The organism is Aureibaculum algae, from assembly GCF_006065315.1.
Taxonomy (GTDB): domain Bacteria; phylum Bacteroidota; class Bacteroidia; order Flavobacteriales; family Flavobacteriaceae; genus Aureibaculum; species Aureibaculum algae.
Genome location: NZ_CP040749.1, coordinates 227070 through 252691 on the forward strand (window position 1 = coordinate 227070; position 25622 = coordinate 252691).

At 32.1% G+C, this 25622-nt stretch carries 19 protein-coding genes; 7 read left to right on the forward strand and 12 right to left on the reverse strand.

Features of this window, described 5'->3' with window-relative positions; translation table 11 throughout:
- Positions 1-417 precede the first annotated feature (417 nt).
- Positions 418-3000, forward strand: a complete 2583-nt coding sequence (locus FF125_RS00955) for a phosphoenolpyruvate carboxylase (RefSeq protein WP_138948030.1) — start codon at positions 418-420, stop codon at positions 2998-3000.
- An 86-nt stretch (positions 3001-3086) separates the two neighbouring features.
- Here the strand turns inward: FF125_RS00955 and FF125_RS00960 are convergent, their stop codons facing one another.
- From FF125_RS00960 to metG, 5 genes are all read right to left on the reverse strand, one after another.
- Positions 3087-3989 (reverse strand): DMT family transporter, encoded by a 903-nt coding sequence (locus tag FF125_RS00960; protein ID WP_138948031.1) that lies wholly within the window; start codon positions 3987-3989, stop codon positions 3087-3089.
- A 131-nt stretch (positions 3990-4120) separates the two neighbouring features.
- Positions 4121-6247 carry a Tex family protein gene (locus FF125_RS00965; RefSeq protein ID WP_138948032.1) on the reverse strand — a complete coding sequence of 709 codons (2127 nt, stop codon included), beginning with the start codon at positions 6245-6247 and terminating at the stop codon, positions 4121-4123.
- Positions 6248-6565: 318 nt separating this feature from the next.
- The gene (locus FF125_RS00970; RefSeq protein WP_138948033.1) at positions 6566-8008 is read right to left on the reverse strand and encodes a hypothetical protein; all 1443 of its coding nucleotides are present in this window, start codon (positions 8006-8008) and stop codon (positions 6566-6568) included.
- Positions 8009-8020: 12 nt separating this feature from the next.
- Positions 8021-8806 (reverse strand): copper resistance protein NlpE N-terminal domain-containing protein, encoded by a 786-nt coding sequence (locus tag FF125_RS00975; protein ID WP_138948034.1) that lies wholly within the window; start codon positions 8804-8806, stop codon positions 8021-8023.
- A 12-nt stretch (positions 8807-8818) separates the two neighbouring features.
- Positions 8819-10906, reverse strand: a complete 2088-nt coding sequence (metG, locus tag FF125_RS00980) for a methionine--tRNA ligase (protein WP_138948035.1) — start codon at positions 10904-10906, stop codon at positions 8819-8821.
- Positions 10907-11009: 103 nt separating this feature from the next.
- On the opposite strand from metG, the gene FF125_RS00985 reads away from it, so the two are divergent.
- A complete protein-coding gene (locus FF125_RS00985; protein ID WP_250629653.1) occupies positions 11010-11996 on the forward strand; it encodes a S66 peptidase family protein in 987 nt (328 codons plus the stop codon).
- Between the two features lie 108 nt (positions 11997-12104).
- Positions 12105-12464, forward strand: a complete 360-nt coding sequence (locus FF125_RS00990; RefSeq protein WP_138948037.1) for a YraN family protein — start codon at positions 12105-12107, stop codon at positions 12462-12464.
- 109 nt (positions 12465-12573) lie between these two features.
- Here FF125_RS00990 and FF125_RS00995 read toward each other — a convergent pair whose 3' ends face one another.
- The 5 genes from FF125_RS00995 to mfd all read right to left on the reverse strand — a co-directional run bounded on the left by FF125_RS00995 (position 12574) and on the right by mfd (position 20447).
- Positions 12574-13920: a TlpA family protein disulfide reductase gene (locus tag FF125_RS00995; protein ID WP_138948038.1), complete on the reverse strand. Its 1347-nt coding sequence runs from the start codon at positions 13918-13920 to the stop codon at positions 12574-12576.
- An 85-nt stretch (positions 13921-14005) separates the two neighbouring features.
- Complete coding sequence (locus FF125_RS01000) at positions 14006-14944, reverse strand: energy transducer TonB (protein WP_138948039.1); 939 nt, start codon at positions 14942-14944, stop codon at positions 14006-14008.
- Between the two features lie 49 nt (positions 14945-14993).
- Positions 14994-15857, reverse strand: a complete 864-nt coding sequence (locus tag FF125_RS01005; protein WP_138948040.1) for a hypothetical protein — start codon at positions 15855-15857, stop codon at positions 14994-14996.
- 110 nt (positions 15858-15967) lie between these two features.
- Entirely contained in the window at positions 15968-16588 is a 621-nt protein-coding gene (locus tag FF125_RS01010; protein WP_138948041.1) for a hypothetical protein, read from the reverse strand.
- A gap of 508 nt (positions 16589-17096) precedes the next feature.
- Positions 17097-20447: a transcription-repair coupling factor gene (gene mfd, locus FF125_RS01015; RefSeq protein ID WP_138948042.1), complete on the reverse strand. Its 3351-nt coding sequence runs from the start codon at positions 20445-20447 to the stop codon at positions 17097-17099.
- 124 nt (positions 20448-20571) lie between these two features.
- On the opposite strand from mfd, the gene FF125_RS01020 reads away from it, so the two are divergent.
- On the forward strand, positions 20572-21006 hold the full coding sequence (locus tag FF125_RS01020; RefSeq protein ID WP_138948043.1) for a tellurite resistance TerB family protein: 435 nt from the start codon (positions 20572-20574) through the stop codon (positions 21004-21006).
- A gap of 4 nt (positions 21007-21010) precedes the next feature.
- Here FF125_RS01020 and FF125_RS01025 read toward each other — a convergent pair whose 3' ends face one another.
- Both FF125_RS01025 and FF125_RS01030 read right to left on the reverse strand, forming a co-directional pair.
- Positions 21011-21877 (reverse strand): hypothetical protein, encoded by an 867-nt coding sequence (locus FF125_RS01025; protein ID WP_138948044.1) that lies wholly within the window; start codon positions 21875-21877, stop codon positions 21011-21013.
- A 25-nt stretch (positions 21878-21902) separates the two neighbouring features.
- Complete coding sequence (locus FF125_RS01030) at positions 21903-23054, reverse strand: aminotransferase class V-fold PLP-dependent enzyme (RefSeq protein ID WP_138948045.1); 1152 nt, start codon at positions 23052-23054, stop codon at positions 21903-21905.
- A gap of 117 nt (positions 23055-23171) precedes the next feature.
- Here FF125_RS01030 and FF125_RS01035 point away from each other — a divergent pair, with 117 nt between their 5' ends.
- Genes FF125_RS01035 through FF125_RS22280 form a run of 3 tightly spaced genes read left to right on the forward strand, consistent with a single transcriptional unit; the run spans position 23172 to position 25613 of the window.
- Positions 23172-23828 (forward strand): metal-dependent transcriptional regulator, encoded by a 657-nt coding sequence (locus FF125_RS01035; protein WP_138948046.1) that lies wholly within the window; start codon positions 23172-23174, stop codon positions 23826-23828.
- Positions 23825-24859 carry a metal-dependent transcriptional regulator gene (locus tag FF125_RS01040; RefSeq protein ID WP_138948047.1) on the forward strand — a complete coding sequence of 345 codons (1035 nt, stop codon included), beginning with the start codon at positions 23825-23827 and terminating at the stop codon, positions 24857-24859. Before FF125_RS01035 ends, FF125_RS01040 begins: the two co-directional genes overlap by 4 nt.
- A complete protein-coding gene (locus tag FF125_RS22280; RefSeq protein ID WP_394344119.1) occupies positions 24849-25613 on the forward strand; it encodes a FeoB small GTPase domain-containing protein in 765 nt (254 codons plus the stop codon). The genes FF125_RS01040 and FF125_RS22280 overlap by 11 nt, the downstream gene beginning before the upstream one ends.
- Positions 25614-25622: the final 9 nt, after the last annotated feature.

Genomic DNA, 25622 nt, shown 5'->3' on the forward strand with positions numbered 1-25622 from the left:
AAGAATAAACCAAAAAAAGATAAAATTTATTCAATTTTTCCATGCCCAAAATAAGAATTGCGATGTAACTTTGTAAGAACAATTTTTTCGAACTATGGGAATGTCAAACTTTTGGTTCTATTTTATAATGGTGGTGGTAATTCTCCATTTTGTGGTAGGCTTCGGATATTTAATTTATAAACTATCACCTAGAAAGAGTGATAAGAAAAAAAATGAATCAGAAGAAGCCGACAATAATGCACTCTGAATTTTTTTTATAAACCTACAATAGTTATATTATAGATTACTTTGTTATTATTGATTAACGTAATGAAAAAGTAATTTGAATTTCAAAAAATTAAATATATCATAAAAATTAAAAGAAGCCATCTGCAATCACTTTGGCTTTAGTATTTTTACCAAAATATAACACAAAATATGTCTGTACAACCAAGATTACAAAGATTCAATCAAAACGTATTGTCTAAATATCAAATTTACAATAGTATTTTTATGACGTTGCCGTTTGATTCTATAACGAAGACGGGCGTTTTATTGCCTTTGTTTCACGAAACCTGTAAAAATGGTTTTAAAAACGGTGAGAATCCCACTACCATTGTAGATACCTTTTTTAGCAAATATCAGGCAAGACGAAATAAAGAAAGTCAAATTAATTTATTGTTTCGTTTTATTCAATATATCGAAAGACAGGTAGTATTGTTTGATGCTATTGAAGATGCTGCATTTCCAGTAGTCCATAATATGGATGGTATTGGAACATTGCGAAACTTGAAAGAAAATGCCAGAGCTGAGAGTCAATTGGAGCAGTTGAGACAGTATTTAGAAGAATTCAAAGTTCGTATTGTACTTACGGCTCATCCAACACAATTTTATCCTGGTAGTGTATTGGGAATCATTACTGATTTAACGAAGGCTATAAAGGAAACTGACTTAACAGCCATTTCCGATTTACTTGCACAATTAGGTAAAACTGCTTTTTATAAAAAGAAAAAACCTACTCCTTATGATGAGGCGGTAAGTTTGATTTGGTATTTAGAAAATGTATTTTATTATTCATTCGGTTCTATTTTCGATTATATTCAGCAAAATATTTTTGAAAATAAAGATATTGATAATAACATTATCAATGTTGGCTTCTGGCCTGGAGGCGATAGAGACGGAAATCCTTTTGTAACCCCTCAAATAACCAAAAAGGTAGCGAACAGATTAAGAGAAACCATTCTTAAAAATTATTACAGAGATGTAAGAAAATTAAAAAGAAAGTTGACTTTTAATGGATTAGAGGAACGTTTAGGAAAGTTAGAGCGAAAATTATATAATAGCTTTGTTGATGAAGATGCTTCGCCACAAATAAGTTTACATGATTTTGAGGCAGAATTAAAAGACATTAGGACGTTAGTTGTTGAAGAACATCAATCGTTGTATTTAACAGAAATAAACAGTTTGTTGAATAAAATAAAATTGTTTGGTTATCATTTTGCCATTTTAGATATTAGGCAGGATAGTCGTGTGCACGAAGGTGTTTTTAATACGTTGGCTGAAGGATTAATAGCATCTAATAGTGCTATTTTTCCAAAAGATTATTTTCAACTAACGGCTAAAGAGCAAGTGAAAATTTTATCTGAAGTTAAAGGTAGTGTTGATGTATCACAATTTAATGATGAAGATCTATTAAAGACGTTCGATACCATTAAAGTTGTTAAGGAAATTCAAGAAAATAATGGTGAACGAGCAGTACATAGATATATCATAAGTAATACACAAAGTACATTACATGTTATGCAACTGTTTGCAATGTTAAAATTGGCGGCTTTTAAGGATGATTTAACCCTTGATATTGGCCCTCTATTTGAAACAGTTCCTGATCTGGAAATTGCTCATGAAGTGATGGAAGAATTATATATGAATCCAGCCTATGCACAACATTTAAAAGAGCGTAAAAACAAACAATTAATTATGCTTGGTTTTTCTGATGGAACCAAAGATGGTGGGTATTTAATGGCCAACTGGGCTATTTTTAAAGCCAAAGAACGTTTAACAGAAGTTTCTAGGAAATATAATATTGATGTTATTTTCTTTGATGGTAGAGGTGGACCACCTGCTAGAGGTGGAGGTAAAACGCATCAGTTTTATGCATCACTAGGGCCAACAATTGAAGCAAAACAAGTACAGTTGACCATTCAAGGGCAAACCATTAGTTCTAATTTCGGAACCTTAGAGTCGTCGCAATACAATTTAGAGCAATTGATTAGTTCTGGTATTTATAACAAATTGGAAACCAATTTGGCTATGACAGAAGAGGATAGAGTAGTGATGGAAGAAATGGCAAACATCAGTTATAAAAAATATGTTGATTTTAAGAATCACCCTATGTTTGTACCCTATTTAGAACGTATGAGTACGCTTAAATACTATGCAAAAACAAATATTGGTAGTAGACCGAGTAAAAGAGGGAAATCGGACACGTTAAAATTTGAAGATTTAAGAGCCATTCCTTTTGTAGGTTCATGGAGTCAGTTAAAACAAAATGTTCCTGGTTTCTACGGTGTAGGAACTGCTATTAAACAATATGAAGATAGAGGTGAGTTTGATAAGGTAGAAGCCTTGTACAAAAATTCAAAATTCTTTAAAACATTGGTAGAAAATAGTATGATGTCCTTGTCAAAATCCTTTTTTGATTTGACAAAGTATATGTCAGAAGATGCTGAGTTTGGACCTTTTTGGGATATCATTCATGAAGAATATCAAACTTCTAAAAGATTATTGTTAAAGCTTACAGGTTCAAAGGCGTTAATGGATAATCAGCCTGCTGGTAAAGCGTCTATTGATATTCGCGAATCTATTGTATTACCATTATTGACCATACAACAATATGCTTTAAAAAAGATTCAAGAATTAGAAAAAGAAGATCCAAAAGATAAAGAGAAGATTAAGGTTTATGAAAAACTGGTAACACGTTCTTTATTTGGAAATATTAATGCGGCTAGGAATTCGGCATAATAGTATTTCTTCATTTATAACCATAAAACAAAGACCACACAAGTTTAGAAAACTTTTGTGGTCTTTGTTTTATGTGAATAAAAGTTTTATTTCGTGCTTTTGACCTTTACTATTTTTTTATGGAATACCCGTAAGCCAATTGGAGTGGGATAAAAGGTAATCCAAATACCAAAGAGGAGCACTAATCCTCCTAGAACCATTTGAAGAGTTATTTCCTCATTTAAAAACAACCATGCTAATATAGAGGCTAGAATAGCTTGTCCTAATAAACTTACAGATACTCGAGTGGCACGCATATTTTGAGTAGCATAACTAATAAGTAACCATGCTAATAATTGACATATAATGGCCATGGCAATAAGAATTAACCAGCTGGTGTTAGAAAATCCTATGACAGGTTCGTTCATAAAGAAACTAACTATGCCTAAGTAAATTGCAGCTGAGGTGATACTTATGGTCATAAAACGCCATATGTCTAATTGATTTAATACATTTTTACTAATGAGCATGTAAAAGGCATATAATACGCCTGAAAGTACGCCAAAAGCAAAGGCACGATCAAAATCCAAATTTCTAAATACATGAATACCAACCAATAGTATCATACCAATAATGGCAACAACAGTTCCAATCCAAAAATTTCTTTTGGGTTTATCTTTTAAGAAGAAGAACGCTCCAATACCTACCCAAACAGGAGATAGGTTCGTAAGCAAAGAGGCCTGTGTAGCCGTTGAATCTATGATGGAAATATTCCAAACAGTAACATCAGTTGCGAAAATAACGCCACAAAGTACACTCAACAAGGTTACTTTTAATGAAGGGAATTTAAATTTTTTAAATAGTAAAACATAAGGTATAATCAGAAGGCTAGAAAATGCCATTCTGTAGAAGGCTGAAACTACTCCTGATACCAAACTTAATTTTACTAATACAGGAAAAATACTGATACAGATTATCCCTATTGCTAATGCTATTCTTGGTTTATTCATAAGGAATGAAAAAGATGCAAAAGTAGTCTAATTTGTAAAATGGAAATAAAAAAATAGTTAATTAGAAGAGGGGCTATCTAAGCCCTCACAGCCCCGATAGTTCAAGGTGAAAACCAGTGAGGTCTAATTAATTATTTGTGTAATTTCAATTGAATTCTTTTTCTAGACACATCTACTTCCAGAACTTTTACGATAATTTGTTGATGTAAACTTACATGTTCGCTGACATCTTTTACAAAGGTGTCAGATAAGTTAGAAACATGAATAAGTCCACTTTCTTTAATACCTATATCTACAAAACAACCAAAATTGGTAATGTTGTTGACAATTCCAGGTAATAACTGCCCTTCTTTTACGTCAGTGATGGTTTTAATATTCTGATTAAACGTGAATACTTTAGCTTTTTCACGAGGGTCTAATCCTGGTTTTTCTAATTCTGAAACAATATCCGTTAGCGTGGGTAATCCTATAGTTTGGTTAACGTATTTTTTAAGATCAATTTTCTTCAAAAGATCAGAATTTCCAATTAAATCTTCTACATCCTTTTTCACATCGTTGGCCATGTTTTTTACAATAGCATAGCTTTCAGGATGTACAGCAGAATCGTCCAACGAGTTTTTAGCATTTTTAATTCGTAAAAACCCAGCCCCTTGTTCAAATGCTTTATCCCCCAAACGGGCTACTTTTTTTATTTGACTTCTTGAGGTAAACGCACCATTTTCTTCTCGATACGTCACTATGTTTTCTGCCAATTTAGGACCGATACCTGATACATAACTCAACAAAGATTCACTCGCGGTATTAATATTTACACCAATAGTGTTTACACAGCTCTCCACCACAGTATCTAAGCTTTGTTGTAATTTTGATTGATCAACATCGTGTTGGTATTGCCCTACGCCAATAGATTTAGCATCAATTTTCACTAATTCTGCTAAAGGATCAGCCAACCTTCTACCAATAGAAACGGCACCTCTTACGGTAACATCGTAATTAGGAAATTCATCTCTGGCAATTTTAGATGCTGAGTAAATGGAAGCTCCAGCTTCACTAACCACAAATACTTGTATGTCTTTATTAAATCGGATTTTGCGGATGAGGTGTTCTGTTTCTCGAGATGCGGTTCCGTTACCAATAGCAATGGCGTCAATTTTATATGCATCTACCAAAGAACTTATCTTTTTAATGGCTCCTATATTGTCATTTTGTGGAGCATGTGGGTAAATAGTTTCATTATGCACTAATCCGCCTTGGGCGTTAAGACAAACCACTTTACAGCCCGATTTAAACCCTGGATCAATAGCCAAAATGTTTTTTTCGCCTAAAGGGGCACCTAATAGTAATTGTTTAAGGTTTTTAGCAAAAACAAGTATGGCACTCTCGTCCGCTTTTTCTTTGGCCAAACTTAATATTTCATTAGATAGAGCAGGAAACAATAAGCGTTTATACGCATCTTGGATTGCGATTATAATTTGATTGGCAGCTTCACCATTAGAACGGACAATACGGTTTTCTATATTGTACAAAGCCTTATCATTGTCAATTTCTATTTTTACACGTATAAATCCTTCTTTTTCCGCTCTTAAAATAGCGAGTAAACGGTGAGATGGACATCTACTTAAACTTTCTGACCAATCGAAATAATCTCTAAATTTTTGAGCTTTTTCATCGTCTTTTTTACTGCCAATAACCTTTGTTGTAATTTGTGCAAAACGCTCTAATTGTTTACGGATATTATTTCTGATATCAGTTCGTTCATTAATCCACTCGGAAATGATGTGTCTGGCACCTTCTAAAGCCTCTTCAACCGAGGTAACTTCACCTCTAAGGTATTTATTGGCAATAGAATTGATGTCACCACTGTGGGATTGGCTCATTATAATTTTAGCCAACGGTTCTAGTCCATTTTTCCGTGCAGTTTCGGCCTTTGTCTTACGTTTTTTCTTGAACGGTAAATAAAGGTCTTCTAAGGAGGTTACATCGGTAGTTGATTTTACTTTTTGTTTGAGTTCATCAGTTAAAACCCCTTGTTCTTCCAATGATTTTAGAATAGAAAGTTTACGTTTTTCTAGGGTTTCAAATTGCTCTTTGTATTTGACAATATCGCCAATTTGAACTTCATCTAAGTTTCCAGTTGCCTCTTTACGATAACGTGAAATAAACGGAATGGTACAATCTTGATTTAATAATTCAATTGTGTTTTGTATTCCCCTATCAGGAAGGTTGGTAAAAGATCTTATGTAGTTGAGTAATTGCATTGCTTAAATTAAAGATGCAATATAAAAACTATCTCGCAGAAATATTGATTAAAATTGAAGTTATGCTACCTTTTTATGTAAATCAAAACAAGGACATTTTTTACAACGTTTTTGTTCGTCTTTTTTGAATTTTTTACAGCAATCACTTTTTACTTTATCAGGTATAAGACCCAATTTTTGTAACTTTTTAATCGCTTTTTTTTTCTTCTTTTTGCCCAAAATTATTCAGATCATAAAATAACACTACAAATATAGTTATTTTTATTAAATCTAAATAAGGTTAAATGAAGTTTTCTGTGAGTTTTTCTAGTTTTTTGATCAATTATTAAACCTTCTTAAGTTATATTCTTTCTTTGGCCAACGAGAAAAACTTCCTAAAATATAATAATCTTTATACCTAAAAACTGATTTACCTTTCTGAAAAACTTTATTTTCATCTTCATAATTTTTCATTTTATCAAAAGCATTTTTTTCAACTTCACCTTTTACATGATTATAGTTTTCATCAAAAAGACCTTTGAAATGTATTGATTTTGTCCGTGTATAAGAACCATATGCAAAAAGCGTAGGGTTAAAAAACACCATTACCGGGGGTCCACCACCCGATATAGATACGCTACTGCCTCCAAAACCGACTGCCGAGGTTGTCCTAATTTCCTGTTTACCACCCATTGTAATTTGGAATAGATCTTTATGTTTAAAAACAGAGATCCCGATATCTCCATTCCTAACTTTTCTTAAAAATTTCTGCGTTTTTTCCAACTCCCTATATTTATCATATTGGCCACCTACTTGAATAATTGGTGTATTTTTAAAAGGTATAATTGAATCTACATCAACATTATATGCTTTTAATAGATTACCTGTTTCAAAATCATAAACTGAAAAATTAAAATCTTCATTTGTAGCAGCCACCATATAAATTTCGTTACCATTAATAAATGAATTTGTGGACTTTGATTTTATATCACCAAATGGTTTGTCAAATTCAATGACCTCATATTTAAAATCTTTTAAATCTAATGTAACTACCTTTGTGAAATCTTTAAAGTCGTCAAATGAAAAAAGGACTTTTGAGCCTTGTTGGTACATTTTTGAAATTTCGGATGTTATTTCTATAGCGTTTGGGTTACTATCCTCAATTTTATTGATGTCAACCACTTTTCTTATACTTCCATCAGCTGTAACCGTTAAAAAATCGTATAAATTATCGTCTTCATCGAAATGTTCAGTAAGATTAATTTCATTTTTTTTGTAATTTGAACTTTTATCAAAAACATAGACATTCAATATTGATGAATATCTTGTTATGGTGAATAAATAGAATTTATTATTGAGTTCCGCTATTTGTATGAATCTTTCATTATCTAATTCCAATGGTATTTCTGTTATCTCAGAATTATCATTTTCATATGAAAATTTCAACGATGCAAATTTATTTCTTCTATTATTTGATAGAAATAACAAATAATTATTATCAGAACTAATACTTCCAATTATGGTTTTATATTTTTTACTTCTATTGTCTGAAACGAAGTCTTTTGTAACTTTAAAATTACTATCTAATAAATATCCATAAATTTTTTTAGGATCTACAAAAATCAATGAAGTTTCGCCAGTTTTATCATTTACCAATGGGACCGCATCAGTTATACTTAAACTGGATGTTTTTAAATAATTATTAAATGTTATTATTTCTTCTTGAGCAAATGAAGAAAAACTTATAGATAAGGCATAAATAAATAGTATTACTTTTTTCATAAACAATTCATTCTAATAAAAATAGGCCACTTCAAATTTTGCTAACGGAGCCATTTTCGCTTTGTTCAAAGTCATCGTTTCTCCGTTAAGCGAATAATTATCGGCAGTATTGAGAGCCTTTAAAAACTGAGTTTCAGTTTCCATATTTGGACAATACATTTTTGTGGCACCTAGTTGTGAAAAAACAATTTGATTCCCTTCTTTAAGTTCAAAAGTGCCAAAAAAGCGATTACAACCTGCATTACCATAAATTTTGTTTTCTTCTTCAGGTCTTAGAATTAAATAAGGTTGTTTACCTTTTTTCTTGTCAAAGTCTACTTTTTGGCCATACAATTCGACTAATTTCCAATGTCTGTCTGTAAGTTGTGAATTTTGTTTGTTGAAAATATATTGTTGAGCTAAATCACCTGTAATTTTATTACCGTTTTCATCTAATTTCCAAATCCTATTTTCACCAACAAAATAATGTTCAGTATTTTGATTGTTTAGCGTAATTATTTGTCCGGTTTTACTCCAAGAAAAAGAACCTTTATCTTCAAAAATAGTATCTTTTTTACCTAAGTATTTTGATTTTTTAAGAAAAGTTAAATCATTATTTAATATAAGAACGGTCTGAATGCCTTCACAATCTGCACAAGGCAAGTTGCCTTGATAAGTGCCGCTCCAGTCTAAAGAATTCATACTGTTATGCATATCAATAACCGTTTCTTCTATTTTTTTTTCACTTATTTTTTTCTTTGTGCTACAACTAGACAAGGCAATTGTAAGTATAATTAAGCTTATCTTTATTAATTTCATGATTATAATTGTTTATGATATCCGTCCACCATTTACAACATTAGCATCAGGTTCTACAAATGCCAATTTTCCGTCAGGAGTATCGCACATTAATATCATTCCTTGACTTTCTACACCACGAATAGTACGTGGGGCCAAATTGGTTAGTACAGTAACCTGCTTTCCGATAATGTCTTCTGGGCTAAAACTTTCAGCAATACCAGAAACGATGGTTCTAATATCAATACCAACATCAACTTTTAATTGTAATAATTTTTTCGTTTTAGCTACTTTTACAGCTTCTAAAATCGTGCCAATTCTAATGTCAAGTTTTGTAAAATCATCAAATTCAATGGTTTCCTTTTGAGGTTCAACCGACTGGTTTTCTAGTTCGTTGGCTTTCTTTGAAGCCGTTAACTTTTCCAATTGAATTTGAATTTCAGCATCTTCTATTTTTGCGAATAACAATTCTGCTTTGTCTATTTGATGGCCTGATTTTAGTAAAACATTTTCTTTAGAAACGCTGTTCCATGACATTTCTTCGGAGCCTGTGCCGAGCGGAGTTGAGGTGCTCGAACTGACATTCAACATACCTTTTAGTTTGTTAGAGGTAAATGGTAAAAAGGGCTCACTCAAAATTGAAAGTGCTGTTGCTATTTGAAGTGCTACAAACATTATCGTTTTTACGCGTTCTTCATCTTGCTTAATTACTTTCCAAGGTTCTTCATCCGCTAAATATTTATTACCCATTCTGGCAAGATTCATTAACTCGTTTTGAGCCTCTCTGAATCTGTATCTTTCAATAGATTTTGAAATAATTTGAGGATATTTTTTTAACATCATCAAGGTGTCTTCATCTACTTCGCTAAATGCATTCGGACTGGGTACTATTCCATTATAATACTTATGAGTTAACACCACCACGCGGTTAATAAAATTCCCAAAAATGGCAACTAACTCATTATTGTTTCTTGCTTGAAAATCCTTCCAAGTAAAGTCATTATCTTTAGTTTCAGGTGCATTTGCAGTTAGTGTATAACGCAACACATCTTGTTTGCCAGGAAAATCCTCTAAATATTCATGCAACCAAACTGCCCAGTTTTTTGAAGTGGAAAGTTTATTTCCTTCCAAATTTAAAAACTCATTTGCGGGTACGTTTTCAGGTAAAATATAAGAACCTTCTGCCTTAAGCATACTTGGGAAAATAATACAGTGAAAAACGATATTATCTTTACCTATAAAATGCAATAATTTGGTGTCTTCATCTTTCCAATACGGTTCCCAATCCTTACCGGTACGTTCTGCCCATTCTTTTGTTGATGAAATATAACCAATAGGAGCATCAAACCAAACATAAAGCACTTTGCCTTCACCACCTTCAACGGGAACTGGGATTCCCCAATCTAAATCACGAGTTACCGCTCTAGGTCTTAAACCGTCATCTAACCAAGATTTTACTTGGCCCAATACATTAGGTTTCCAGTCATTGGCATGCCCTTCAACTATCCAAGTTCTTAACCAATCTTGGTATTGATCTAAAGGTAAAAACCAGTGTTTTGTTTCTTTTAACGTAGGTGTGTTTCCAGTAATAGCTGATTTCGGATTGATTAAATCCGTAGCATTATGACTCGTTCCGCAATTTTCACATTGATCGCCATAACTTTCTTCAAAACCACATTTAGGGCACGTACCTACAACAAATCGATCTGCTAAAAATTGATTGGCTTCCGCATCATACAATTGTTCATTAGTTTCTTCAATAAACTTACCGTCTTCATATAGTTTTTTAAAAAAATCAGAGGCAGTATCATGATGTACTTTAGCCGTAGTACGTGAATAATTATCAAATGAAATTCCAAATTCAGCAAATGATTTTTTAATCATTTCATGGTATTTGTCAACCACTTGTTGAGGCGAAATTCCTTCCTTTTTCGCCTTTATAGTAATGGGTACGCCATGCTCATCTGAGCCGCATATGTAAAGTACATCGCTACCTTGTAAACGTTGATAACGGGCATAAATATCTGCAGGCACATAAACTCCGGCCAAATGTCCAATATGTACGGGGCCATTTGTGTAAGGTAAAGCTGCAGTAATAGTATATCTTTTCGGTGTGTTCATTCCTCAATTTTAGTAGGGCAAAAGTAAGAAAAAGCACTCATAACACTAGTTATATTTAGCATTTTATATACTTTTACACAAAACCCCATCAATTAAAATTATCATGAATAAAATTTTTAGCGTTTTCTTATTATTTATCTCAATAACGCTTTTAGCACAGAATGACAGTAATACTTCATTGATTAAACCACCTTCCTTACAAAAAGGTGATATGGTAATGATTGTAGCTCCAGCAGGTATTGTTAGAGATTCTGTTGGTGTTAAAAATGGGATTGACTTGTTAAAAAAGTGGGGACTGAAAGTGAAATTAGGTAAGAACTTATTCAATCAACATTTTAGATTTGCCGGTACTGATGAAGAACGCTTGGCTGATTTTCAAGAAGCCTTAGATGATGATAATGTAAAAGCCATTTGGTGTGCTAGAGGTGGTTATGGAGCCATTCGGATTTTAGATGATCTCGATTTTACAAAGTTTAAGCAAAATCCTAAATGGATTATTGGTTTTTCAGATATAACGGCCTTTCACAATGAAGTGCACATCATGGGTATTGAAACAATGCATGGTATAATGCCATTGACCTATAAACCTGATAGTAAAGAACAGCGACAAGCCTTAAAATCGTTGAAGAGGGCCTTTTTTGGTAAAAGAGTAAAGTATAGAGTTGCTGAATCTGATTTTAATCGTGAAGGTACTACTGAAGGCGAAGTTGTCGGTGGTAATTTATCTTTGGTATATAGTATGCTAGGGTCAAAATCGCAGATAGATGCTAATGGTAAAATTTTGTTTTTGGAAGAGGTTGGTGAAGCTTTGTATCATATTGATAGAATGATGATTAGTTTGAAAAGAGCTGGCTATTTTGAAAACTGTAAAGGCCTTATTATTGGTGGAATGTCCGATCGAAAAACCGATGCTTCTGAATTTGGAATGACTTATGAAGAAATAATTTTAGATGCTGTAAAAGAATATGATTTTCCAGTAGCATTTGATTTCCCAGCAGGTCATATTACAGATAACCGTACCTTGATTCTAGGAAGAAAAATTGAACTGAAAGTTAAAGGAAGTAAGACGGTGGTAAAGTTTGAGAAATAGAAAAATCCCCTCAAATGCCCTCCCTAAAGGGAAGGGCATTTGAGGGTGAAACACTTTCTTTAAACATACAATTCCTGAATAATATATATCATTTTGAACTTATAAATTATGGCTGAGCATAACGAATTAGGAAAAAAAGGAGAGGAGCTTGCCATTGCCTATTTAAAGAAAAATGGATATAAAATACGAGATATCAATTATAGATATTTAAAGGCAGAAATAGATATTGTTGCACAAAAAAAGGATGTTTTAGCCATTGTTGAAGTGAAAACACGTTCTACACGAGATTTTGGTTTACCGCAGGACTTTGTAAACCAAAAGAAAATAAAACTACTAGTTATGGCCACAGACCATTATGTAGTTTCTAAAGATTTAGATGTAAATGTACGGTTTGATATTATTGCCATTATAAATGATAAAAATAAATTTGAAATTGAGCATTTAGAAGATGCTTTTTATCATTTTTAGTCGCTTATAAACTACTGTCAGTTCGAGTGTTTTTGCGTTATGAAATGGAACAAAAAACATATACGTTCCTACCCTTTTTTCAAGGGAAGGTGCCGTTAGGCGGAGGGGTTTATTTATTTCCCTCAAAAAATGCTTTCACATCCTCAATAGTATCAGGTTTTGCCATAATATTTTTGTTAGCATCTAATACAAAATAGGAAGGAGTAGAGGTTACTCCATATTCTCGAGCAAATTCATTTTTCCATTTATGTGCTCCATACACATTTATAAACGAAGGGTAGTTTAAAATTAATTTTTGCCAGATCGGTTTACTAGTCTCTTCTTCCATACCAACCGCTATAACTTTGATTTTTGTGTTTCCCTTTAAATAGTCGTTTAGAACAGGAATTTCTTTTAGGCAATGCCCACATTGTGAACTCCAAAAAACTACTAGGTAGATGTCACTTCCTGATAACTTATAGAGGTCGTTCTTTTCATTGTTAATAGTCCAATTGATATTTGGTGCTTTATTACCAATAGCTGTTTTAATTTTAACTTCAACATCTTTTTTAAAGTCTAAATCTTGATAACTAGCAGGTAGTTTATTGTAATAATTCTCTAGTATAAATCGAACTATAGGTACATTTTGCTGTTGTGTGAAGTTATATAATAGAACTTCTTCAATATCTTTCGCTAAGCGATAGTTTGTTCCAATTTTTGTAATTACCGTTGTAATCGCTTCTTTTTTAAGTTGATTGTTAACTTGATAGTCATCAGAGGCATTCAAGTAAAAAATATAGTCGTTTATTTTGTCGGTTATAAAAGTTGAACCCAACAAGGTCTCATTATTAAAATCAACAGTATCGAAAAAGTGTGTTTTTGTACTTTTAAGATAATCATTTGGTTTTTCAATAGGTTGCGTTGCATTATAACGCCCACTTGCTTTTATAAAATGATGAGCAAGTTTTCCTTTTGATTGTTTCTCTGATTGCTCTTGTGTTTCGACTAAATCTGCATGTTTTTTCTGATATAAAGCGTTGAGTTTAGGTTTATTTTGAGTGCTAAAATAGGCCACTTGTAGCGAGTCTAAAGTGTATTGAATTCCAGCAGATTTATTCAAATAAGAATAGTACAATTTATTTTCTTCTGAACTTGAAAATTGAATTTCTTGATTAGGATTTTCAGGATTAAATGTAAAAGCAATGTCTTCATTATTATAAATAACATCTATAAAAAGTTGATTTTGTAAATCGTACACCAAACGGTAAATACCCACATTTAATGTGTCGGATAATGTAAAGGAAAATGCTCCTTCTTTGATATCAGCATTGCCAATGTAATTTTGTTTGGCTCCTTGCATATGGTACAGAATCATCCATTCATAATCACCTTTGGGTTGCATTTTACCAGTAATGGTGTGTTGGGCATTAACAAAAGTAGTTGCTAATAAAAGTAACAATAAAAATTTCTTAATCATAATGTAATATATAAAAACGTCGGTTCGAGTGCCTCGCTTTTCACGTGGTGTATTGAGAACTAGTCAAAAATCAAACCAAAGATAACTATTCTATAATAAAATGAATAGGTACGGTATATTTAACGGGAACAGGCTTATGTCTTTGTGTTGCAGGAATAAAATCTGGTAATTCAGCAATAATTTTATTAATTTCAGATTCAATAATGCTATATTTTGCTCTAGTCTGAATATCAGTTACCTTTCCTAAGCTGTCAATAGTGAATCGGGTATAGTTTTTATATTTTCCAGGTGGTACGACCTCCTTAATAATATTTAAATCTAAATTGGAATTGATAAATTCAGTCATTTTTTTTCTAAACTCCTCTTTCTGTTCGTCATAACCTTTAGTTATTGAATTTTTAAATTTCGGAGAAGCTTCAATCATACCAAAAGGCATAGGTTCTTCAATTTCTTTAATACTGTCTTTTTCCTCTTGTGGTTCTGGCTGCGGTAATCCCAATACTGTCATGCCAACAGTAGTAATTGGTGGTGGAGGTATTGGTGGGTTCGATAGTTTTTCTATTAGAGTATCTTTTTTATTTTCACGAATGCTATCTACTTTGGTATTTGCTCCTAATGAATCAATTTTCTCATGGATTGATATCTCAGAATTAGCAATACTATCCAACACAATAACCTGATTTATCTTCTGCTTTTTGCCATCATTGTTACAACTCATCAACGTTGCACCCATGGTTATCAATAAAGATAATAGAAATATTTTTGAAAACGAATGTTGTTGAAATAAGACTTGCTCTGGAATCTCTATGGTAATGGTGTCTAATTGGGTTTGTTGAAAACGCCCACATACCTTTTTACCTTGATTTACAATAAAGAAAGATTGTATTTCAGTTACAGACTTTTTGGTAAAATCAACCACCGTTTTTGCACAAGAATTGCAAAATTTTCCTTGTTGATATGGGGTCATTTTTCGCCAATCTTCGTGACAAGGTTTAGGAATAGAAATATGAAGCTGCTTTTTCATGGCTGATACTTTTTAAGGAAGTATCAAATTTTGTACCGAAAAGAAAGTTTTAATCCATTTTAGCCTTACCATATCTCATCATTGCACATTTGCTATCATTACAAATGCTTCCCGCAAGTTCTGGATTGTTTAAAACATCTTTTACCAAATGAACTTTGTTATTAATGAGCATTTTTTCATAAATCAATCGAATTCCATGGCTATAATCAACATACCAATCTACATGGCCAGTATATAATGGTTGTATAGGTTTTCCATTCAACTTATGCCAACCATAAATAGCAACTCTATTTGACTTAGGATTATTTAGAATTGCTGTAGATTGAACAACATCTTTTTTGATACCGGCAACAATTCCGTTTGGAATTTTATGTTGTAACTGTTGTTGAATTAGCAAATGATGTTTGGTAAAAGTAGCTAACGAGTCCCGATTTTCTGTTAACGGAATAGGCGGTAATTTTACACTCGCTTTTTTGTAAATTTCATCCACCATTTTTGCAGTGGGTAATGCACAATGAAATTGATTTGCTAATAATTGTGCCGCTTGAGGCGTTAGCGGCATTCTAACAAAATCGTCGTCATTACCGATGGATAAATAATCAGGTGTTACCCAAAAACGAATCTTATATTTTTCACCCGAAGTATTTTTATAAGTATACGAAACTTCTTTGAATTGAAAATTATAAGTGGGCATCCAGCCTTTTGACATGGAAGAAACTAATGAGTCTTCCCGTTGTCGTACAGTTAAGTTAATTAAGCTATTTAATACAGAATCAACAGATTTTGTTTTAAAATCAGCATTTGTAAATGCATTAAATTGTTGGTTTATATCTTTCTGTACTATTTTTGAAGAACTACAAGAAAGAACTACAACACTGAGAATAAAAAATATAAAAAAATTAATTGCCTGCACTTTGGTAAAGTGTTTTAAAATTGTAGTCTAAAAATATATAATAATTATGAATTAAACCTTCCTCAACACTTCCAACGCCTTTTCAATGGAATTCATAAACTATTAAATGTTTAAAGATGTTTACGTGTTAAATTTAAATTTTCAGGCAAATTATTACTCTTAGCCAAACCGTAAAGTTCAATCGTGTCTTTAGATATTTTACTTATCGTAAAGTTCCACCATTCATCTAAAAAAATAACATAAGTGTCATTTAGTTTAACAAGTTTAGATTTTAATCTCAACTTATCACCTTCCTCATTGGAATTAATATGGATGGTTCCATTTTCATTTTCCAAATTCAACTTCCAATGACTTGATAAAATAATATTGTTTAATTCTTCCTCAGTACATTCTATAATTGTAGGTTTTAACTTGGTATATTGAAAACTCGAATTATTTTTATCAATTAATTCAAAATACTCATCATAACATACAATTTTACCCCAATTAAACTTGTCATTGAATATTAGATTATCACTTTTAATTTGAAATGAATGAGTTGTATCAATTTTCATTCTATAATCTTTAGAATATATTTTATTTCCACTAAACTCCAAGATTTGTCTGTTGGTGTAAGTATCAGCATCAGGCATTGAAATATAAGTACTTTCAGCTAGACAGCTGTGCTGAGCATTCACATTTACAAATGCTATAAAATAAATTAACATTGTAACTAATATTTTTCGTTTCATGATATTTTATTTTTTAAGCCGTACAATAAAATTGATTTAAGAAAAAAGCATTAAAATATGTTAATTCTCCCTTTTTAATCTCTTGGTAGCTTACGTCAGGAATAATTTTATTAATTAATTCCTTAGGAAATTTTTTGTAACCCAGTTTCAATGTAATTTCATTGGAAACTACATCAATTATATTTCTATATTTTTTATCTGATTCAAATTTTACATTTCTACCATTAATTTTTTTCCAATTGTATCCATTAGATGTAAACTTATTTTCATAATTGATATCTATATCAACAATGTGATAAAATAGTAAGGTGCTAGTAGGCTAATTACGAAACAAATAGGATAAAATTTTTCATTTGTTATAAATCTACTAAATTGCAAATTATATGCTCTGTCTCCAGATCCCAAATTCGTAGCATTGACTAATTCTATGTCGTGATTTAATTTCATTGAATTATATCTTTGAAAATAATAGTTAAATATAATAAAATTACATCATAATATTTTTTTTCTAAACCTTACGCAACACGTCCAACGCCGTTTCAATAGAATCAATTCTGATAAAAGTCAATAACAGGCGTAAACCGTTTCTGGTTTCTTTTTCTTTCATTACAGAAGTAGTCGGGTTTTTTTGAACAAATTGCAACACTTTGGTAAACATTTCAGTTTGATAATAGCTCGATTGCGTGTCGGAAATAAAATAACCAATCATTCTTTTTTTCTTCAAAATGAGGCGTTCAAAACCAATGTCTTTTGCCAGCCATTTTACACGAACACTATTCAATAAATCTTCAGCTTGTACTGGTAATTCACCAAAGCGGTCAATCAATTGTTGTTCAAAAATGTTAAGCTCTTCTTCGGTGTTTAAGTCGTTTAATTCGTTATATAACTTGAGTCTTTCCGTTATGGAGTTGATATAATCATCAGGGAAAAGCAATTCAAAATCCGTATCAATTTGAATTTCTTTTACAAATGGCTTAGGCTTATCTGAAGTGTCTTTATACAAGTCTTTAAACTCATTTTCTTTCAGTTCTTCAATTGCTTCATTTAGTATTTTCTGATAGGTATCAAAACCAATATCATTAATAAAACCACTTTGCTCACCACCTAATAAATCTCCAGCTCCACGAATTTCTAAATCCTTCATTGCTATATTTAATCCACTACCTAAATCAGAGAACACTTCTAATGCTTGAATACGTTTTCTGGCATCATCCGTCATCATATGGTATGGTGGTGTTATAAAATAACAAAAGGCTTTTTTGTTAGATCGCCCAACACGACCTCGCATTTGATGTAAATCTGACAATCCGAAATTATTGGCATTATTAATGAAAATAGTGTTCGCATTAGGCACATCTAGTCCGCTTTCCACAATAGTTGTAGAAACAAGTACATCAAACTCATTATTCATAAAAGCCATCATTAGTTGTTCTAACTTTTTTCCGTCCATTTGTCCATGACCAATGGCAACTTTAGCATCTGGAATAAGGCGTTGTATGAGTCCCGCCACTTCTTTAATGTTTTCTATTCGGTTATGGATAAAAAATACCTGTCCGCCTCTAGAGATTTCATACTGAATGGCGTCCCTAATAGTTTCTTCACTAAAGCGGATAACATTTGTTTCTATGGGATGCCTATTGGGTGGAGCCGTATTGATAACTGATAAATCACGAGCGGCCATCAATGAAAATTGTAGGGTACGCGGAATAGGCGTCGCGGTCAAAGTTAATGTGTCCACATTTTCTTTTATAGTCTTTAGTTTGTCTTTTACACCAACGCCGAATTTTTGCTCTTCATCAACAATTAATAAACCTAAGTCTTTAAACTTCACTTTCTTGTTTACCAATTGATGTGTACCAATAACAATGTCAATGTTACCAGATTCAAGACCTTTAATAATTTCATTTCGTTGTTTGGTAGTTCTAAATCGGTTCATATAATCTACCACAACGGGTAAATCTTTTAGCCGTTCAGAAAATGTTCTAAAGTGTTGGAACGCCAAAATAGTTGTAGGTACCAATACTGCAACTTGTTTCCCGTTATCTACCGCTTTAAAGGCTGCACGAATGGCGACTTCTGTTTTGCCGAAACCAACGTCACCACAGACCAATCTGTCCATAGGTTGTTGACTCTCCATATCGGACTTTACATCTTGCGTAGCCGATAATTGGTCAGGCGTATCTTCATACATAAAACTCGATTCCAATTCCAATTGCATATAGCTATCGGGTTTAGATTGATACCCTTTTTGTAATTTTCGCTTGGCATAGAGTTGAATTAAATCATATGCAACTTGCTTAACACGAGTTTTAGTTTTTTGCTTGAGTTTTTTCCAAGCACCAGAACCCAATTTATAAATTTTAGGAGGTTTACCCTCTTTGCCACTAAACTTGCTTATTTTATGTAGTGAATGGATGCTGATATAAAGTATATCTCTATCTCCATAAACCAGTTTTATAGCTTCCTGTTTTTTACCTTCAACATCTATTTTTTGCAGTCCGCCGAACTTACCAATTCCATGATCCATATGGGTCACATAATCGCCAATTTCTAGATTGGTTAATTCTTTAAGCGTAATAGATTGCTTTTTAGAAAACCCAGTTTTCAGACGAAATTTATGATAACGTTCAAAAATTTGGTGATCTGTATAACAGGCAATTTTTAAATCATTATCTATAAACCCTTCATATATTGGAAAAACCAAGGTTTTATACTTAACATTTTCATCAATGTCTTTAAAAATATCGTGAAAACGTTGAGCCTGCTTTTCATTGGCACAAAAAAGATAATTTTTTAAGCCAATTTTGGTATTTTCATTAAGGTTGTTAATTAATAAATCAAACTGCTTATTAAATGAAGGTTGCGGCTTAATTTGAAATGAAATTTCAATGGCCTGATTTTCTCCGTGTTGTTTATTGCCAAAAGTAACCAGGTTAAACTCTTGGAGCTGATTTTTTATATAATGGCCATCGCAGAATAATTCTTCAGGTTCCGCTAATTTTACAACCTGTTTTTGCTCTGAGAATGCCGATTTAGCTTTTTCAAATAGTCCGTTTAGGCTATCAAAAATTAAGTCTGTATTTTTCGCAAAAACAACTGTTTTGCTAGAAATGTATTTTAGAAAACTCTCTCGTTTTTCTTGAAGTTTTTTATTTTCAACATTCGATAAAATACTTATTTTCTTTAATTTTTCTATAGATAGCTGCGTTTCAATATCAAAAGTTCTGATACTATCTACTTCATCGCCAAAAAATTCTATTCGATAAGGTTCATCATTAGAAAAAGAAAAAACATCTACAATACCACCTCTTACTGCAAATTCTCCAGGTTCAGTAACAAAATCAACACGTTTAAAATGATATTCAAAAAGCATCTCATTGACAAAGTCGAGCGAAATTGCCATACCAACACTCAGTTTTAAGGTATTTCTGTCCAATTCACTTTTGGTAACTACTTTTTCAAAAAGAGCATCCGGGTAAGTAACTATTACTGCAGGTTTTTTACGAGAATTAATCCGATTAAGTACTTCAGAACGTAATAAAATATTAGCGTTATCAGTTTCTTCTCCCGAAGCGTCGGGATGATAGGGACGACGGTAAGAACCAGGATAAAAAAGTACATTTTTGTCGCCTAACAGTTGCTCTAAATCGTTTAAATAATAAGCAGCTTCTTCTTTGTCGTTAAAGATGAGTAAGTAAGGTTTTTCAACCGACAAAAAAGTGTTTGAAATAACAAAAGACAATGAAGAACCTGCCAAATGCGATAAAAATAGCTTTTGGTTTTCTTGTTTTAATAATGTAGCAATTTGCTTTACGTTGTCAGATTGCTCATAAAGTTTAACAATGGCTTGTTTGCTCAATTGTTTAGAATTTTAAACTCATTAGCCAAATGGTAATCGAGTGTGAAGGTGCAAAGATAAAATTATAAATAACCTTATTAAAATATCCTCAGTTTATTTATATTTGACAACTTAAAAATTAGACATGTCAATATCAGATTTATATTCAAGTGGTGCTCAAAAAGATAATTTGAGCCATTTTGCCAATATTGTTCAATTAGCTTTGGCTGATGAAAAACTAACAGATTCTGAAAAAGGACTTTTAGAAAAATTGTCAAAAACATTTGAAATTGGAGATGAGAAGTATCAAGAAATAGTAAAAGATGCTGATAAATTTGCTATTCGTCCACCGAATAGTTACGATGAGCGTATTGAACGATTGTTTAAATTGACGCAAATGATTTTTGCAGATGATGAAGTTACGGGTTCTGAAATGATTGTGTTGAGACGTGTTGCTATAGGCTTAGGTTTTCCAACAGCAAATGTAGAAACAATTTGTGATGAAGCCGTTCACCTTGTATTAAATGACGAAGACCTCGAAGAATTTACACAAGCAATTAAAGCAGTAAATAAAAGCTAATAGTTTAAAAATCGAAATAAAAGGCCTTTTTCGTTCCAAATTTGGTAATTAATTGCTGAGCGTCAGTATTCGTAATTTTTATTGGACTTAACATTGGCGTTATTGTTTTTTTAGATTTATTTCTTACCTCTATAAAAATGTTATCAATTGAGAGATATTGATTTTCTTCATTTTTAAGAAAAAAGATAGAAATTTTTGAATGTTTATACGCCAATCCTTTTTCAGCATTGCTAATTATATCTATACCCTGTTCTTTTAGATTTGTAATTATTTTATCTTCTGAATAAAAGGAGTTAAAATCATAATCTAAAGTTAATTTAGGATACCATTTATTGAATTTTTCAGAATAGGGATTTTCAGGAAATAACAATGTATATCTAATAGCTATAAAGAAAATGATTATGGCTTCAATAAGCCAAATAGCGGTAAGTATTAACCCATTTACAGGGGCTTCCATAGTACCAAAACTCCAGGTGCCATAGGTATTAATTTCACCAATTATTAAAAAGAAGTTATTAGGATAAAAGAAATAACTAATGAATTCGGATGCGTTTGGAATACTTCCCGTTGTTGTAAATAAAATAAAGGCAATCCAATGTGAGTAATAGACTGTAATTAAAGAAAATATAGTCAAGTAATGCCTTCTTGCTCTTGTTGTGATTTTAAATATTTTACCTGCTATTTGAACAGAAAATGCTACCGCAAAGCCTAATGCAATGGTTATAACAACGTTGAAATATATTATAGGAATTAAATAAGTCAAATTATAAAGCCAACCTAGAAATACTGATATTAAAAAAATAAATAGAAACCCCAGTATTGCAGATGTTGGGTTTGACTGATTGTTTGCTTTGTATTTAGAGAAATTCATAAAAGAAAGGTGAGTTTTAGGTCTATTATTTGTTTTTAAAACAACTCACAAATTTTTCAAAATCGGCTTCTGAATTATAAACACTAGGAGAAACTCTGATTGCATCACCACGATAAGAAACATGAATACTTTCTTGTTGAAATTTTGTTTTTAAATTTTGTAAGTCAATATGCTTAGGTAAGTAAACACCAAATAGATGTTTGCTTCTGAAATCATCATCTTCAATAGAACATCCCAATTCCTGCAAATTGGAAATCCCTTTTTTTGAAATAGAATTGCAATAATTTTGAAAATTTTCAGGTTGCCATTTTAATAATTGTCTGATGCTTTCAGTTAGCATCGGAACCAAAATAAAATTACTGCATTCCCCCATATTATAGCGTCCTGCTTTTGGTTGATAACCAGGATTGTAATTTACTAATTGCGTAAAATCTTCACTTTTATAACGGTTAATCCAATTATTTTCAAGTGGCTCGCCATCGTTAAAATCGTCAGAATAATAGGCCATACCTAATCCGTACGGGCCCATTAGCCATTTGTAACCCACAGATATAACGGCGTCTGGTTTAATTTCTTTAACGGAGAATGGAGCGGCTCCAATAAATTGAGAGCCATCAATAATTAATGCTGCGTTATACAATTTTGATTTTTCTCTAATAGCCCTTAAGTCAAATATTGTACCGTCTGCCCAATGAATTGGACCTAAACTAACCACAGCAGTTTTTTTGTTTATGGCATCTAATATATTTTTATTCCACGCTTTGCCTTTTCCTGTGAGATTTTTTGGAGTGGCAATTACTTTTATTGTTGCTTTTTTTTGGGCTGCTACTTTTTGCCAAGCATAAACATTACTAGGAAATTGAGCATCTACTATTATAATTTCGTCACCAGGTTCAAGTTTTACATTATTAGCGGCATTTGCTAAACCGTACGAGGCGGAAGGAATTATTGCTGTATTGTTAAAATCGGGTACATCAATTAGTTCAGCAAAAGCTTTTTTTAGCATTTCTGGACCGTTAAAAAAATCGTCAACACCAATTTTATGTGGAAAGCCTTGTTTTGATACTGCGTCATGTCCTGCTTTTTCAACACTTTTTAATTGCGGAGACATGTAAGCTCCATTAAGATATGTTATGGATTCAGGAAGGTTAAATAATGATTTTTGATTTGTTAGCATGTCTAGTGGTGATTTGAATCTCAAATATAAGATTATAAATTTAACTTATTTTTAGGGTTGACTAAAAATATTTTTAATAAATTTAAAAACGTATATTTGCATAGTCAAAATTATTATATGCTTAGTTCTTCTGAAGAAAATTATTTAAAATCGATTTATCATCTTGAGCTTCTTGAGCCCAAAGGGGTTAGCACGAACGCTATTGCAAAAAAAATGAACACAAAAGCATCATCTGTAACGGATATGATGCAGAAGTTATCTGATAAAAAACTAGTAGTTTATAAAAAATATCAAGGTGTTCAACTTTCTAAAGAGGGAAAAGGAATTGCAGTTTATTTGGTAAGAAAACATCGTTTATGGGAAAGTTTTTTAGTAGATAAATTAGATTTTGCTTGGGATGAAGTGCATGAAATCGCCGAACAGCTAGAGCATATAAAGTCAGACGATTTGGTGGATAAGCTAGATGAATTTTTAGATTTTCCAACGATAGACCCACATGGAGACCCTATTCCAGATAAGGATGGTAATATTACCAGAAGGGAAAAAATTCAATTGTCTTATTTAGAGGTAAACCAAGAAAGTACTTTGTTAGGGGTTAAAGATTCGTCAGACGAATTTTTAAGATATTTAGATAAAAACGAGATTGCAATAGGTCAAAAAATTACCGTACTCGCTAAAGAGCCTTTTGATAATTCTTTAACTATAAAAGTTGGAAAAAAGGAGATGTTAATTTCACAAAAAGCGGCTCATAACTTATATTTAATAAAAAAATGAATTACAATCCAACACATGCATTGTTAATATTTTTCGGACTGGTTTTGATATCTTATTTATTATTTAGACCAAAATCAGGATGGTTTTGGGTCATTAAGAATAATTTAAAATCAAACGAAAAAATAGTTATTGAAGATGTTTTAAAACAATTATATCACACCGAGAATGCTGGAAAAGACATGAATTTACATGAGCTAAGTAATTCATTGAAATTTGATGAAAGAACTATAGTTGATGTTATTAAAAAAATGACAATTATTGAATTGATAACCTTTGATGGCGAAAATTTAAAATTAACGGATTCTGGTAGAGATTATGCATTGCGAATTGTAAGAGTGCATAGGCTTTGGGAAAAATATTTAGCAGAAAAAACAGGTTTTGATAAAATGGAGTGGCACGATCGAGCAGAAGATATGGAGCATAAATTGAGTCATGAAGAAACTGATTTGCTAGCCACACGTTTAGGAAATCCTCAATATGATCCACATGGAGATCCTATTCCCACCAAATTAGGAAAAGTGGCTGATTTAGAAGGTGAGTTTTTGTCATCTTTAAAAGTTGGTTCTGTTGGTAGAATAGTGCATATAGAAGATGAGCCTGATGTAATTTATAAACAAATACTTGCAGAGAAAATTCATATTGGTTCTCAAATAAGAGTTATAGAGAATAATAAAGAACGCGTGGTTTTTTATGCGGAAGGTCAAGAGTTTGTTCTGGCTCCAATAGTAGCGGCAAATATTACCATTACACTTCTTGAAAAAGAAGAATCATTGGAAGAGAATATGGCCAGATTATCTAGTTTAAAAGATAATGAAGAGGCTTCTATTATAGGAATTTCAAAAGAAAGTAGAGGAGATAGTAGAAGAAGATTATTGGATTTAGGATTTGTAAGGGGAGCTAAAATAAGCATCGATTTAGAGAGCCCTTTTGGCAATCCTATTGCTTATTTAATTAAAGGTACCAGCATTGCTTTAAGGCATGATCAAGCTTCTAAAATTCTCATCAAAAAGGGTATAGAAAATGGAAAATAAAGTAAATAGTGCATGTGAAACTTGCCCGCAATTTAATGCGAAAGGATTAAAAAAGTTAGGCGTTCATACCGATAATATTGACTATGTAGTCGCTTTAGCGGGTAATCCTAATACAGGAAAAAGTACCGTTTTTAATGCATTAACCGGTTTGCGTCAACATACGGGAAATTGGCCTGGTAAAACGGTGGTTAGGGCTGAAGGTGCTTTTGAGTATAATGACAGTAAATTTAAATTGGTTGATTTACCAGGAACCTATTCGCTGCTATCTACATCGCAAGATGAGGAGGTGGCACGAGATTTTATTCTTTTCGGAAAGCCTAATGTAACGGTAATTGTTGTAGATGCCAGTAGGTTAGAGCGAAATCTAAATTTAGTATTGCAAATATTAGAGATTACAGATAAAGCAGTGTTATGCTTAAATCTTATGGATGAGGCCAAAAGAAATAACATTAAAATAGATGAAAGAACGCTCTCTAGAGATTTGGGAATACCAGTAGTGCCAACGAGTGCTCGATTTAACGAAGGGATTCCTGATTTAATACAAACGATTAGCGAAGTGGCTTCAGGAAAAATAATTTGTAAACCACATAGAATAAAAAATGTACCCAAAAAAATTGAAGATGCTGTTGAAAAGTTGAGTACAGAGATAAAAAAACAGTTTCCAACGATACCAAATAGTCGATGGATTGCCTTTAGATTGTTAGAAGGTGATAATCGTATTATAAAAGCGTTAAAAACAGGTGAATTTGCTTAAAAATAACAA